Below are 15,829 nucleotides of genomic sequence, written 5' to 3' on the forward strand. Positions count from 1 at the left end.
TTGAATGCATATCCCATTATATGTTGTCCGTCAGCCTGCGGTTGCAATTCATCCAATAAACCTGTTTCGTCGGCCAAAATTGTTGTTTGTGGGGTGGGCTGTCATGGAAAATGCGATCGAGCCGAACGCCAGCGGTGTCACGCACGGTGAGGTGCCGGCTGCTGCCGAAGCGGAAACCCGCGGATCTGCCCGGGAGGTGATCCTGGCGCAGGCGGAAGGCACCGGCGCGCAGCCGGGGACGCAGTCCGATCCGGTCCCGGTCGATGTCGGGACAGGTGCGCCAGTTGAGCCCAAGCCGGTCCCGGCAGGGCAGTCGCCTTCCGCTGCAGATGGTCAGGCATCCGCCGCGGCAGGCGAATATGTCGCCGACGCGAACAACATCGTTCATCTGCCGGTCGGCGTTTCAATCGACAACATCAAGGTCAACGGAGCCGATCTCGTTCTCGAGCAGGCCGACGGGACGCTCATCACCATCAAGAATGCGGCCGCCGACATTCCGACTTTCATGCTGGGAGACGTTGAGATCCCCCGCATTGCCTTGCTCGCAGCCCTGGAGGCAAGCGGCATCGACGTCGCCTTTGGCGCGGACGGGTCGATCTCGGCTGGCTCCGGACCGAACTCAGCCCAAAGCTCCGGTGGAAATTTCGACGTGGCGGCCGGCTCGATCGGCAATCCATTCGACCTGACGGATCTGCTTCCTCCAACGGCCCTGAGTTTCCCGGTTTTTGAGGAGCGCGAGATTCTCGAGCCAGTTCGCGAGGTCGACGGGAACAATCCGCCGACGCTGACGATCGACGCGCTCGGAGGGGTGCAGGAGGATTTCGATGTCGCCGCCGGCAACCTCCGGGAAAACGGGTCGCTGTCTTTCGCGGATCTCGACGCCGATGACAGCCATACGATCGGCGCCGCGCTGGCGAGCGCCCCGACCTGGTCGGGCGGCGTACTGTCAAGCGTTCTGAGCGGCGCCGAGATCGCGGCGCTGACTTCGGGGTTTGCCGTCGATACCAACGGCTGGGACTATAGCGTGCCGAATGCGCTGGTACAGTTCCTCGGAGTTGGGGAGACGATCACCTTTTCCTATACGGTGACAGTCGACGACGGCCATGGCGGCACCGCCAGCCAGACGGTGACGATCACCATATCAGGCACCAACGACGTGCCGGTGCTGACGGCGGACACGTCGGGTGCGGTGGCCGAGGATGTCACCGTGGCCGGCGGCAATCTGAGCGACAGCGGCACGCTGTCCTTCACCGATGTCGACGTCAATGACAGCCATACAATCAGCGCCGTGCTGACGAGCGGCCCGACTTGGTCGGGCGGCGCCCTGACGAGCGCCCTGACCGGTGCCGAGATTGCGACGCTGACCGCCGGCTTCACAGCCGATGCCGACGGTTGGGACTATAGCGTGCCGAACGCCCTGGTGCAGTTCCTCGGGGTTGGCGAAACGATCACTTTCTCTCATACGGTGACGGTCGACGACGGCCATGGCGGCACCGCCAGCCAGACGGTGACGATCACCATCACGGGCACCAACGACGCGCCGGTGATCAGCTCGGGTCCGGGCAGCGGTTCGGTGAGCGAGATCGCCGACAACGCGGCGGGCGAGAACGCCACGCAGCACCAGGTCGGCGGCACGCTCGACTTCGGCGACGTCGACGACAGCGACGGCCACACGGTGTCGGCGGCGCCGGCGGCGGCCGGCTATCTCGGCAGCTTCGTGCCGGCGATCGGCAACGCCTCGACCGGCGACAATGCCGGGACGATCGACTGGAGCTTCTCGGTCGCGGACGCCGATCTCGACTTCCTGGCGGCGGGCGAGACCCGCACCCAGACCTATACGGTGACGGTCGACGACGGCCATGGCGGCACCGCCAGCCAGACGGTGACGATCACCATCACGGGCACCAACGACGCGCCGGTGATCAGCTCGGGTCCGGGCAGCGGTGCGGTGAGCGAGATCGCCGACAACGCGGCGGGCGAGAACGCCACGCAGCACCAGGTCGGCGGCACGCTCGACTTCGGCGACGTCGACGACAGCGACGGCCACACGGTGTCGGCGGCGCCGGCGGCGGCCGGCTATCTCGGCAGCTTCGTGCCGGCGATCGGCAACGCCTCGACCGGCGACAATGCCGGGACGATCGACTGGAGCTTCTCGGTCGCGGACGCCGATCTCGACTTCCTGGCGGCGGGCGAGACCCGCACCCAGACCTATACGGTGACGGTCGACGACGGCCATGGCGGCACCGCCAGCCAGACGGTGACGATCACCATCACGGGCACCAACGACGCGCCGGTGATCAGCTCGGGTCCGGGCAGCGGTGCGGTGAGCGAGATCGCCGACAACGCGGCGGGCGAGAACGCCACGCAGCACCAGGTCGGCGGCACGCTCGACTTCGGCGACGTCGACGACAGCGACGGCCACACGGTGTCGGCGGCGCCGGCGGCGGCCGGCTATCTCGGCAGCTTCGTGCCGGCGATCGGCAACGCCTCGACCGGCGACAATGCCGGGACGATCGACTGGAGCTTCTCGGTCGCGGACGCCGATCTCGACTTCCTGGCGGCGGGCGAGACCCGCACCCAGACCTATACGGTGACGGTCGACGACGGCCATGGCGGCACCGCCAGCCAGACGGTGACGATCACCATCACGGGCACCAACGACGCGCCGGTGATCAGCTCGGGTCCGGGCAGCGGTGCGGTGAGCGAGATCGCCGACAACGCGGCGGGCGAGAACGCCACGCAGCACCAGGTCGGCGGCACGCTCGACTTCGGCGACGTCGACGACAGCGACGGCCACACGGTGTCGGCGGCGCCGGCGGCGGCCGGCTATCTCGGCAGCTTCGTGCCGGCGATCGGCAACGCCTCGACCGGCGACAATGCCGGGACGATCGACTGGAGCTTCTCGGTCGCGGACGCCGATCTCGACTTCCTGGCGGCGGGCGAGACCCGCACCCAGACCTATACGGTGACGGTCGACGACGGCCATGGCGGCACCGCCAGCCAGACGGTGACGATCACCATCACGGGCACCAACGACGCGCCGGTGATCAGCTCGGGTCCGGGCAGCGGTGCGGTGAGCGAGATCGCCGACAACGCGGCGGGCGAGAACGCCACGCAGCACCAGGTCGGCGGCACGCTCGACTTCGGCGACGTCGACGACAGCGACGGCCACACGGTGTCGGCGGCGCCGGCGGCGGCCGGCTATCTCGGCAGCTTCGTGCCGGCGATCGGCAACGCCTCGACCGGCGACAATGCCGGGACGATCGACTGGAGCTTCTCGGTCGCGGACGCCGATCTCGACTTCCTGGCGGCGGGCGAGACCCGCACCCAGACCTATACGGTGACGGTCGACGACGGCCATGGCGGCACCGCCAGCCAGACGGTGACGATCACCATCACGGGCACCAACGACGCGCCGGTGATCAGCTCGGGTCCGGGCAGCGGTGCGGTGAGCGAGATCGCCGACAACGCGGCGGGCGAGAACGCCACGCAGCACCAGGTCGGCGGCACGCTCGACTTCGGCGACGTCGACGACAGCGACGGCCACACGGTGTCGGCGGCGCCGGCGGCGGCCGGCTATCTCGGCAGCTTCGTGCCGGCGATCGGCAACGCCTCGACCGGCGACAATGCCGGGACGATCGACTGGAGCTTCTCGGTCGCGGACGCCGATCTCGACTTCCTGGCGGCGGGCGAGACCCGCACCCAGACCTATACGGTGACGGTCGACGACGGCCATGGCGGCACCGCCAGCCAGACGGTGACGATCACCATCACGGGCACCAACGACGCGCCGGTGATCAGCTCGGGTCCGGGCAGCGGTGCGGTGAGCGAGATCGCCGACAACGCGGCGGGCGAGAACGCCACGCAGCACCAGGTCGGCGGCACGCTCGACTTCGGCGACGTCGACGACAGCGACGGCCACACGGTGTCGGCGGCGCCGGCGGCGGCCGGCTATCTCGGCAGCTTCGTGCCGGCGATCGGCAACGCCTCGACCGGCGACAATGCCGGGACGATCGACTGGAGCTTCTCGGTCGCGGACGCCGATCTCGACTTCCTGGCGGCGGGCGAGACCCGCACCCAGACCTATACGGTGACGGTCGACGACGGCCATGGCGGCACCGCCAGCCAGACGGTGACGATCACCATCACGGGCACCAACGACGCGCCGGTGATCAGCTCGGGTCCGGGCAGCGGTTCGGTGAGCGAGATCGCCGACAACGCGGCGGGCGAGAACGCCACGCAGCACCAGGTCGGCGGCACGCTCGACTTCGGCGACGTCGACGACAGCGACGGCCACACGGTGTCGGCGGCGCCGGCGGCGGCCGGCTATCTCGGCAGCTTCGTGCCGGCGATCGGCAACGCCTCGACCGGCGACAATGCCGGGACGATCGACTGGAGCTTCTCGGTCGCGGACGCCGATCTCGACTTCCTGGCGGCGGGCGAGACCCGCACCCAGACCTATACGGTGACGGTCGACGACGGCCATGGCGGCACCGCCAGCCAGACGGTGACGATCACCATCACGGGCACCAACGACGCGCCGGTGATCAGCTCGGGTCCGGGCAGCGGTTCGGTGAGCGAGATCGCCGACAACGCGGCGGGCGAGAACGCCACGCAGCACCAGGTCGGCGGCACGCTCGACTTCGGCGACGTCGACGACAGCGACGGCCACACGGTGTCGGCGGCGCCGGCGGCGGCCGGCTATCTCGGCAGCTTCGTGCCGGCGATCGGCAACGCCTCGACCGGCGACAATGCCGGGACGATCGACTGGAGCTTCTCGGTCGCGGACGCCGATCTCGACTTCCTGGCGGCGGGCGAGACCCGCACCCAGACCTATACGGTGACGGTCGACGACGGCCATGGCGGCACCGCCAGCCAGACGGTGACGATCACCATCACGGGCACCAACGACGCGCCGGTGATCAGCTCGGGTCCGGGCAGCGGTGCGGTGAGCGAGATCGCCGACAACGCGGCGGGCGAGAACGCCACGCAGCACCAGGTCGGCGGCACGCTCGACTTCGGCGACGTCGACGACAGCGACGGCCACACGGTGTCGGCGGCGCCGGCGGCGGCCGGCTATCTCGGCAGCTTCGTGCCGGCGATCGGCAACGCCTCGACCGGCGACAATGCCGGGACGATCGACTGGAGCTTCTCGGTCGCGGACGCCGATCTCGACTTCCTGGCGGCGGGCGAGACCCGCACCCAGACCTATACGGTGACGGTCGACGACGGCCATGGCGGCACCGCCAGCCAGACGGTGACGATCACCATCACGGGCACCAACGACGCGCCGGTGATCAGCTCGGGTCCGGGCAGCGGTGCGGTGAGCGAGATCGCCGACAACGCGGCGGGCGAGAACGCCACGCAGCACCAGGTCGGCGGCACGCTCGACTTCGGCGACGTCGACGACAGCGACGGCCACACGGTGTCGGCGGCGCCGGCGGCGGCCGGCTATCTCGGCAGCTTCGTGCCGGCGATCGGCAACGCCTCGACCGGCGACAATGCCGGGACGATCGACTGGAGCTTCTCGGTCGCGGACGCCGATCTCGACTTCCTGGCGGCGGGCGAGACCCGCACCCAGACCTATACGGTGACGGTCGACGACGGCCATGGCGGCACCGCCAGCCAGACGGTGACGATCACCATCACGGGCACCAACGACGCGCCGGTGATCAGCTCGGGTCCGGGCAGCGGTGCGGTGAGCGAGATCGCCGACAACGCGGCGGGCGAGAACGCCACGCAGCACCAGGTCGGCGGCACGCTCGACTTCGGCGACGTCGACGACAGCGACGGCCACACGGTGTCGGCGGCGCCGGCGGCGGCCGGCTATCTCGGCAGCTTCGTGCCGGCGATCGGCAACGCCTCGACCGGCGACAATGCCGGGACGATCGACTGGAGCTTCTCGGTCGCGGACGCCGATCTCGACTTCCTGGCGGCGGGCGAGACCCGCACCCAGACCTATACGGTGACGGTCGACGACGGCCATGGCGGCACCGCCAGCCAGACGGTGACGATCACCATCACGGGCACCAACGACGCGCCGGTGATCAGCTCGGGTCCGGGCAGCGGTGCGGTGAGCGAGATCGCCGACAACGCGGCGGGCGAGAACGCCACGCAGCACCAGGTCGGCGGCACGCTCGACTTCGGCGACGTCGACGACAGCGACGGCCACACGGTGTCGGCGGCGCCGGCGGCGGCCGGCTATCTCGGCAGCTTCGTGCCGGCGATCGGCAACGCCTCGACCGGCGACAATGCCGGGACGATCGACTGGAGCTTCTCGGTCGCGGACGCCGATCTCGACTTCCTGGCGGCGGGCGAGACCCGCACCCAGACCTATACGGTGACGGTCGACGACGGCCATGGCGGCACCGCCAGCCAGACGGTGACGATCACCATCACGGGCACCAACGACGCGCCGGTGATCAGCTCGGGTCCGGGCAGCGGTGCGGTGAGCGAGATCGCCGACAACGCGGCGGGCGAGAACGCCACGCAGCACCAGGTCGGCGGCACGCTCGACTTCGGCGACGTCGACGACAGCGACGGCCACACGGTGTCGGCGGCGCCGGCGGCGGCCGGCTATCTCGGCAGCTTCGTGCCGGCGATCGGCAACGCCTCGACCGGCGACAATGCCGGGACGATCGACTGGAGCTTCTCGGTCGCGGACGCCGATCTCGACTTCCTGGCGGCGGGCGAGACCCGCACCCAGACCTATACGGTGACGGTCGACGACGGCCATGGCGGCACCGCCAGCCAGACGGTGACGATCACCATCACGGGCACCAACGACGCGCCGGTGATCAGCTCGGGTCCGGGCAGCGGTGCGGTGAGCGAGATCGCCGACAACGCGGCGGGCGAGAACGCCACGCAGCACCAGGTCGGCGGCACGCTCGACTTCGGCGACGTCGACGACAGCGACGGCCACACGGTGTCGGCGGCGCCGGCGGCGGCCGGCTATCTCGGCAGCTTCGTGCCGGCGATCGGCAACGCCTCGACCGGCGACAATGCCGGGACGATCGACTGGAGCTTCTCGGTCGCGGACGCCGATCTCGACTTCCTGGCGGCGGGCGAGACCCGCACCCAGACCTATACGGTGACGGTCGACGACGGCCATGGCGGCACCGCCAGCCAGACGGTGACGATCACCATATCAGGCACCAACGACGCGCCGGTCCTGGTGGCGGACACGGCAGGTGCGGTCACGGAGGACGTCAACGTTGTTGCCGGAAATCTGACGGACAGCGGAGTTCTTTCATTCACCGACGTCGACCTGTCCGACAGCCACACGATCCAGTCGTCTCTGCTGAGCGGCCCGACCTGGTCGGGCGGCGCGCTGGGCAGCGTTCTGACCGGCGCTCAGATCGCCGCGCTGACCTCAGGCTTCACGGCCGATCACGACAGCTGGGACTACAGCGTGTCGAACGATCTGGTGCAGTTCCTGGGGGCCGGCGAGACGATCACCTTCTCCCACACCGTCACGGTGAACGACGGCCATGGCGGCACCGACAGCCAGGTTGTGACGGTCACCATCAACGGCGCCGACGATCAGCCCGTCATCCAGAATTCCGTAACCTGGGTCCCCAGCGACCCCGCACAGCAGACCTTGGGCTCACCCAGCTATGCTGATGGCTATCCCATCTTCGTCGCTACGCCGACCGATGCGGACGCCAACGACAATGTCGTCATGACTGCGAATGGCGTACCGGGCGGTGTCTTCTACTTCAACGGCTCAAGCTATGTGGCTCTTACCTCGGGAACTGTCGTCTTTGACAAGGACAACGGCATCAATCTGCTTGATGATCTTGTGTACCGACCAACATCGGCACCGGGTGACACGGTCAATACGTCGCTGACATTCGCCGTATCCGATGGAAGCGGACCGACGCAGACGCAGACGGTCACGATCAACGAGGTGCCGCCGACGCGGCTCCCGGCCGAATCCAGTCAGATCGGCGACGGCGCATCGCCACTGACGTCCGGCAACTCTCAAATAGGAACCCTTACGCTGTCAGAGGCGTTCGTCAGCGGGATCATGTCGAATCTTGGCACGGCGACGATTCAGGTTCTGACCGATTTCCAGCGGACGCCGGTTGTCGCTCCGATCCCTGTGGGAGAGCAAAATCCGACGGTGTTCAATGCCGACAATGCAGGAAGTCAGCGCGAAGGCGAGGTGCAGGTCGAACTGATCATCAACGGCGACCGCTTTGCGGTCGTCGAGGACGATCTGACCGCTGCGGACTTCGAACAAAGCTGGTTCTACGACAGTGCGACCGGCCTGATGAAGGCTACGGTCAGCTACAGCAACATCTTCCAGCTCGACGCATCGGGCAACGCGACCTCCACCAGCCTTGCGCAATATCTCGCTGCCAATCCGGCACAGGAGGGAGATACCTGGACGCTTTCCTATTTCGACAATGACGGGGGCAACTACCAGGCACGTCTGGCAAAGTTCGAATTCTTCTACTCCGACCCCGGCGATCCAGGGATCACCGTGAGCGGAAACTCAACGCAGCCAGACCAGATGTATGGCACGTCAGGTATCGACACCTTGAACGGCAACGGCGGTGACGATCTGATCTACGGACGCGGGGGAAATGACATTATCAATGGCGGGGATGGCGATGATCTTCTCGTCGGCGGCCTGGGTGCCGACACGATGACCGGCGGCGCCGGAGCAGATGTCTTCGTCGTCAGCGCGGATGCGATCGGCGCCATCGATGACCTCATCGTCAATTTCGAGAGCGGAGCGTCCGGAGATTCGATCGATCTCAGCGAACTGCTGGACAATCTGACGGGCGTGACCAATCTCGAGACATCCGGCTATGTCAACATCATTTCCGGCGCCGACACGCAGGTCCAGGTCGATGTCGATGGCGGCGGGAACAATTTCCAGACGGTGGCTGTCCTCCAAGGCTACACGCATGTCGACGAAGCAATCAAAATTCTGTTCGACGACGGTACCGGGACGAAAACGGATAACGTATGATTGAAATCTATTGTCGAAATCTCGCAGGGTAACTTAGGGGAACGGGGAATGCGCATGAGCTCGAGACTGGCCGCGGCCGCGTCGATCGTGATGTTTCTGGGAGGGCAGGCGGCGAGTGCCGATCTCAACACCGGTGCCGCAGTGGAATATTGCAGGATTGCGGGAACCTCGAACCTGATCCTCACGGAAAGCGACACGACGTTGAAGAACGAAGTGGTCCGGCTGATGGATGAGGCGATCGCAGTCGCCAAGAGCGACCAATGGATCAACTCGTCCAGGCCGGCCTTCCTGTGGGCTTCGGAAGCGAAGGTCGCCTGCGGTATGGCTTATGGCTACCTGAAGACGAGTTATCGCGACGAGGACACCATCAACAAGTGCGAGTGCTTCCACAACCGGATGGTCGAGTACATGAACTGACCCGCCGGTCTCGGGCGCGCATGTTCGCAACGCCGATTGGCGGACCATGGGTCTTGCCATGCGTCCATCGCTATCTTTCCTCGACCTTCGTTTCGCCGAAGGCCCGGGATCCGGCCGGCAATGTGCGATCGCTGGGCACGATCGCCTCCTGCGGGGAACACACCGATATGCCGGGGAGGCGGAGTCCGCCACAGCGATCCGATTCTCGGGAGGGTAATGGGTGAATTTCGCAATAAGGCCCCCTGCGCTGAAGGCGTGTGGGTTTTGCTTCCTTCTTTTGGCCTCGGCCTGGCTGTCCGGCTGCCAGTCGGAGGGTGATGCCGCCGACGCGCTCGATCCAAATTCCTTGGCGGCAGAACCGGCATCGAGGGCTGCAGCGCCAGCGGCCGAGAGCAAGAACCTCGGAACAGGGCAGGTCAAAGTTGCCATGCTGTTGCCGCTTTCCGCGCCGGGACCTCTCGGAGAGAGCGGAGCACGAATGCGTGACGCCGCGACGCTCGCCATGAACGACATGGGCAACAATCTGATCACGCTGACCATCATGGACACCGGTGGGCAGGACGCGAGGGCAAAGCAGCTTGCACAGCAGGCGATGAGTTCGGGCGCGGCGGCCATTCTCGGCCCTGTCGAGCCACAGGCGTCGCGGCAACTGGCGGCCATCTCCGGAACCCGGCGGCCCCCGGTGCTGTCGCTTGCCGAGGATTATCTCGGGCGCGGAAACCGGGTCTATGGCGTCACTCTGAACGAAGCCGACAGTGCCGCGGCCGGGGCAGCGGCCGTTGCCGGCATGGGAGCCAGAAAATTCGCGCTGATCGTGCCGGAAGGTGCAGCCGGCCAGCGGGTCGAACAACGGGTTACCAACGCTGTCGCCAATGTCGGCGGGTCGCTCGCGATCACACTTCGCTTCGGTCCCGCGACGGCATCGCCGCTGAAGGTCGCTGCGGATCTTGCCTCCATTGTCGACTCGCCCGACGCGATCGTCATCGCGACCGGTGGGGCCGACCCTCGGCCACTCGTGGCGGCGTTGAAGGGCAGCGGGCTCGTCAAAGGCGATATGCGGATCATCGGCTCACACCGTTGGCTTGACCATCCCCTGGATGATCAAACGCTTGACGGTGCCTTGATAGCGACCCTCGACAGCGACGAAATCGGCCCGGTGAGACAGCGTTTCCGGCAGGCGTACAATCGCGATCCCGGTCTTGACGGAGCCTATGCTTATGATGTCGTCGCACTGGCAGCAGGTCTGGTGAGCGCACGGGGCCCCGCCGGGTTTGCTCCAGAAACGCTTCAGACGCCGTCCGGGTTTCGTGGTTCCACGGGAGTGTTCCGCTTCCGGCCGGATGGCTCGAGCGAACGGTCAATGCCGCTCCATCGCATCGAGCAAGGTCAATTGAAGATTGTCGTCAAGGCGGTCAGAGCATTCTGACGGATGAGCCGACGACTGCTTCGGTGCAGAACGGGCTTGGGCAGGTGGACGGGGGCCATCCTCTTCCTCGACCGTCTGCGGCCTTCGGATCGGTCACGGCATGGAACCTCGGATCGGCACGCGCTCCGCTTCGCTGCGTGCGCGCGTCCGTGGATGACGAAGCGGATATGTCGCCGCCGATCAGACGCGACCAGTCTGTCGTGTACTGTGAAAGGATTCTGAATCCTTTTCACGCGATATGCAGTCAGTTCCGCTCTCACGCCGCAAGCGCGGCGCATTTGGCGCAGGTGCCGCGGAACTCGATGACCGCCTTCTTGGCGACGAAGCCCGTGGAGCGCACCCACTGGTCGAGCCGCTCGCCGACCATTTCGTCGGAGAATTCCGTGACCTGGCCGCAGGAATCGCAGATCGCGAAGGCGGTCATGCGGTGGCCGTGGTCATGCGGCTTCGAGCAGGCGACGAAGGCGTTCAGGCTTTCGAGGCGGTGGACGAAACCTTCCTTCATCAGCGCATCGAGCGCGCGGTAAACCTGCAGCGGCGCACGAAAGCCGTGCTCACGCAGCAGGTCGAGCAGCGTGTAGGCGCTGAGCGGACCGGGGGCCGCCTCGAGCTTGTCGAGCACGAGCTGCTGGTTCTTGGTCAGCGCCACCTTGGCCGTCATGCCGTTCCTGTCCCTGCGGTCATCGCATCAGATCGCATGATGCGACGCTCTTGTCATCGTCGTCCCAATAGATAGCAAGCCACGGCCATTTTCCCAAATGCCGCCAAGACGGCACGGCGCGACCCTTGTTTCGCTGGTAGTTTCGGCGCGCGCGGTTGCGCCAGACGAGCAGGCGCCTCGAGGGCGGCCAGAAGGACGGAACTGACATAGCCGAGCACGCCGAGCAGGGATCACGCCGGCATGGAGGTCCGGGGCGCGGAAGGGCCGGCAGCGAGCAGTATCCAGTTGCCGAGCCCATCCCGGCCCGGTAGAGGCCGATGAAGCTCGCGACCATCGGTCGGCCGGACTGGACGTCGAGCACATCGGCGTGCTGAAGAACAAGGTCGTGCGCCGGAAAAACTGACACATCTGCAACGGAGGAAACCCATGGCCCGCCGCATCATCGACCTGTCGGTCTCGATCGCCAACGATATTCCGGCCGATCCGCCGATCCAGATCCCGGCGATCACCTATATCGACCACAAGCAGAGCCTGGGCGACCTGCTCAACTTCTTTCCCGGCCTCAAGGCCGAGGACCTGCCCGACGGCGAAGGCTGGGCGGTCGAACGCGTCGTCCTGTCGACCCACAACGGGACCCATCTCGACGCCCCCTGGCACTACCACTCCACCCAGGACCACGGCAAACCATCGATGCGCATCGACGAGGTGCCGCTCGACTGGTGCTTCCAGCCGGGCGTGAAGCTCGACTTCCGCCACCTCCCGGACGGTTACGTCGTCACGGCGGCCGATGTCGAAGCGGAGTTGGCGCGCATCGGCCACAGCCTGCAGCCGCTGGAGATCGTGGTTGTGAACACATCCGCCGGCGCCAAATTCGGCCAGCCCGACTATGTGGCGAGCGGCTGCGGCATGGGCTACGAAGCGACCATGTACCTGCTCGACCGCGGCGTCAGGGTGACCGGCACCGACGGCTGGAGCTGGGACGCGCCCTTCGTCCATACCGCCAGGAAATACAGGGAGACCGGCGACGCCTCGCTGATCTGGGAAGGCCACAAGGCCGGACGCCACACCGGCTACTGTCACATCGAGAAGCTGCACAGGCTGGAGGAGCTCCCCTCGACCGGCTTCATGGTGAGCTGCTTCCCGGTCAAGATCGAGAAGGCCTCCGCCGGCTGGACGCGGGCCGTGGCGATCCTGGAGGATTGAGGGGCCGTCAGGAAGCGGCGGGCTGCCTTCGCTTCGCGAAGACAGCTTACCCCTCATCCGACCTCGCCCTCGCGGGCGAGGCCACCTTCTCCCGCAAGGGGAGAAGGCAGGGGCTTGGTTTTGCCGGCTATGCAAACCACCAGCGTAGACGATTGGCCGAGACCTTGCGGCAGGCGCTCCCTTCTCCCCTGTGGGAGAAGGTGGCCGCGCCCACGGGTCTTGCCTTCGGCAAGCCCGAGGACAGGCTCCGCGCGGTCGGATGAGGGGTATGCCTGGGCACAAGCCCCGACACTATCACCCGCCTCGTCTTGCATAAACGAAATGATCGAAATCGGCCGCCAGCCCCGCCCCGCTGGTGTCGAAGGCGGCCATGCCGATGAAGGCGCCGGTGAAGGAGCCGTGCTCGCCGCGGCCGCCTTCGTCTGAGATGACGCTGGCATCGAGCACCGGGCCGGCCTTCATCCAGTCGCCGCCGTCGCGATACCAGAATTGCAGGATCGCGCCGTCGACCTCGGCCGCCAGACCGATCGCTCCCGCCGCGCTGAGCGGCAGCGGGTCGGAGAGCGGGAAGGTCAGCCGGCCGTCCGGCCAGTCGCCGGGACAGGAGAGGATGGTCAGCACGCGGCCATGCCGGGCATCGTGGGTGACCCCGAGGAAGTGGAACTTGTGGCGGTTGTAGTAATGCGTCAGGCCGGCTGCCTGCTGGAAGGTCTCAGGCGCGAAGGCAAGCTCGGTTTTGGCGCGGAACGAGAAATGCTGTTGACGGCGGGCAACCAGCGCCTGCTCGTACCAACTGCCGATCGATTCGCGTCCGAAGAGCCGCAGCGAGCCGGGCTTTTCCGTCAGCGAGAAAAGACGCTCCGGATAGGGGGTGCGCAGCCATTGGAAATCACGCGGCAGGTCCGCACCGTCGAAATCATAATGGACAAGCTCCGGCTCGGGCGCGCGCGCCGAGGGCACCGGCGCCGCAACTTCGACCTCCGGCACAGGGCCGCCATGGGCGAGCCGAAGCCAGCCGTCCTCGCCCCAGACGCATTTCTGGATCGCCGTTTCGCGGCCGAGCGGCGAACGTCGCAGCCCCGGCAATGGACGCGAGCAGAGATGCGTGTGGTAGACCTCGCCCTGCGGCGTCTCCACGATCTGCCCATGCCCGGCGCGCTGCAGCATGGCATCGGGCGCATCCTTCGAGGTGATGAGGTGTATGTCGGGGTGGAGTTCGTAAGGGCCTTCGATCCGGCGCGACCGGGCCATGGTCACCGCATGGTCATAGCCCGTGCCGCCTTCGGCCGTGGTGAGATAATACCAGCCCTCGCGCTTGAAGAGGTGCGGCCCCTCCACCAGGCCGTGGGCGCTGCCGGCGAAGACGTTCCTTACCGGCCCGACCAGCTTCCTTGCCTCCGGATCGTATTGCTGAAGAAGTATGCCGGCAAAGGATGGATGTTTCGGACTGCCACCGACTCCGGTGGAGATGTGGTTCCAGACCATGTTGAGGAACCATTTCCTGCCGTCGTCGTCATGGAACAGCGACGGGTCGAAGCCGCTGGAATTGACCCGGACGGGGTCAGACCAGGGACCGTCGATGGAAGGCGCCGTCACAATGTAGTTGTGGCTGTCCTTGAAACTGCCGTCGAGCCGTTTGACGTCGGTATAGACCAGCCAGAACAGGCCGTCGGCGAAGGAGAGGCACGGCGCCCAGATGCCGCCGGAATCGGGATTGCCGCGCATATCGAGCTGCGCGGCGCGGTCGAGCGGGCGCTTCACCAGCCGCCAGTTCACGAGATCGGTGGAATGATGGATCTGGACGCCGGGATACCATTCGAAGGTCGATGTCGCGATATAGTAATCCAATCCCACCCGGCAGATCGACGGGTCGGGATTGAAGCCAGGCAGGACCGGATTCTGGATCATCGCATCTCTTTGTTTTTACGCAGTTCCGGACGCAAAACCGCTTCGCACTTTTGCTGGAATTGCCCTATTTCTTGCGGGCCGGGCCCTTGCGTTCGGCAGACGCCGCCCACAGGTTGACATCGGCCTCGCGCGCGTAGCGATCGATCTCGGCGAGTTCGGCTTCGGAGAAATCGCGGTTTTTCAACGCACCGACGCAGTCTTCGATCTGCTCGGGCCGGCTGGCGCCGATCAGCGCGGAGGTGACGCGGCCGCCGCGCAGCACCCAGGCGAGCGCCATCTGGGCCAGCGTCTGTCCGCGGCGCCCGGCTATGCCGTTGAGCGCGCGGATATTGGCCAGCGTGGCGTCGTTGAGGAAATCGGGGCGCAACGACTTGTCCTGCGTGGCGCGGCTGCCTTCGGGCACACCCTTCAGATATTTGTCCGTCAGCATGCCCTGGGCCAGCGGCGTGAAGGCGATCGAGCCGATGCCGAGCCCGTCAAGCGTGTCGAGCAGTCCGTCATCCTCGACCCAGCGGTTGATCATGGAATAGCTGGGCTGATGGATCAGGCAGGGCGTGCCGAGCTGCCGCAATATATCGGCTGCGTCGCGCGTGCGCTGCGCATTGTAGGAGGAAATGCCGGCATACAGCGCTTTGCCCGAACGCACCGCCTGGTCGAGGGCCATCATCGTCTCCTCGAGCGGCGTCTCCGGGTCAAAGCGGTGCGAATAGAAGATATCGACATAGTCTGTTCCCATCCGCTTCAGGCTCTGGTCGAGGCTGGCCAGCAGATATTTGCGGCTGCCCCACTCGCCATAGGGACCCGCCCACATCTCGTAACCCGCCTTGGTCGAGATGATCAGTTCGTCGCGGTAACCGGCGAAATCGATGCGCAGTATCTCGCCGAAGGCTTCTTCGGCCGATCCGGGCGGCGGCCCGTAATTGTTGGCGAGGTCGAAATGGGTGATGCCGAGGTCGAAGGCCTTCCGGCACATCGCCCGCTTCACTTGGTGCGGCGTGTCGCCGCCGAAATTGTGCCAGAGGCCGAGCGAGATCGCGGGCAGCTTCAGCCCCGAGCGGCCACAGCGATTGTAGATCATCGATTCGTAGCGATTTTCGGCCGGCTGCCAGGGCATGGTTGTTCCTCATTGTCTAGGTGCGTCCTTCGAGGCTCGCTTCGCTCGCACCTCAGGATGAGGGAGGTTTACGCTACCGATCGAAACTTGGCTCGTTCGAGGAAAGTAGACGGTACC

General features: G+C 66.2%; 7 protein-coding genes. 4 read left to right on the top strand and 3 right to left on the bottom strand.

The features are described 5' to 3' along the window. Window positions 1-103: 103 nt before the first annotated feature. From JN302_RS03125 to JN302_RS03135, 3 genes are all read left to right on the top strand, one after another. Window positions 104-8,983, top strand: coding sequence for a VCBS domain-containing protein (locus tag JN302_RS03125; protein WP_202331685.1), 8,880 nt, complete (start codon window positions 104-106; stop codon window positions 8,981-8,983). A gap of 48 nt (window positions 8,984-9,031) precedes the next feature. After that, window positions 9,032-9,400, top strand: coding sequence for a hypothetical protein (locus JN302_RS03130; protein WP_202310043.1), 369 nt, complete (start codon window positions 9,032-9,034; stop codon window positions 9,398-9,400). A gap of 220 nt (window positions 9,401-9,620) precedes the next feature. Further along, the gene (locus JN302_RS03135) at window positions 9,621-10,826 is read left to right on the top strand and encodes a penicillin-binding protein activator (protein WP_274609253.1); all 1,206 of its coding nucleotides are present in this window, start codon (window positions 9,621-9,623) and stop codon (window positions 10,824-10,826) included. A gap of 256 nt (window positions 10,827-11,082) precedes the next feature. On the opposite strand, the gene JN302_RS03140 is transcribed toward JN302_RS03135, so the two are convergent. After that, the gene (locus tag JN302_RS03140; RefSeq protein WP_202310044.1) at window positions 11,083-11,487 is read right to left on the bottom strand and encodes a Fur family transcriptional regulator; all 405 of its coding nucleotides are present in this window, start codon (window positions 11,485-11,487) and stop codon (window positions 11,083-11,085) included. Between the two features lie 426 nt (window positions 11,488-11,913). Here JN302_RS03140 and JN302_RS03145 point away from each other — a divergent pair, with 426 nt between their 5' ends. Then, entirely contained in the window at window positions 11,914-12,690 is a 777-nt protein-coding gene (locus JN302_RS03145) for a cyclase family protein (protein ID WP_202310045.1), read from the top strand. A gap of 294 nt (window positions 12,691-12,984) precedes the next feature. Here the strand turns inward: JN302_RS03145 and JN302_RS03150 are convergent, their stop codons facing one another. Both JN302_RS03150 and mgrA read right to left on the bottom strand, forming a co-directional pair. Next, entirely contained in the window at window positions 12,985-14,598 is a 1,614-nt protein-coding gene (locus tag JN302_RS03150; RefSeq protein WP_202331687.1) for a glycoside hydrolase family 43 protein, read from the bottom strand. A 64-nt stretch (window positions 14,599-14,662) separates the two neighbouring features. Continuing rightward, window positions 14,663-15,712, bottom strand: a complete 1,050-nt coding sequence (gene mgrA / locus JN302_RS03155; RefSeq protein ID WP_202331689.1) for an L-glyceraldehyde 3-phosphate reductase — start codon at window positions 15,710-15,712, stop codon at window positions 14,663-14,665. Between the last annotated feature and the right edge of the window lie 117 nt (window positions 15,713-15,829).

Source organism: Mesorhizobium sp. L-8-3, assembly GCF_016756615.1.
Taxonomy (GTDB): Bacteria; Pseudomonadota; Alphaproteobacteria; order Rhizobiales; family Rhizobiaceae.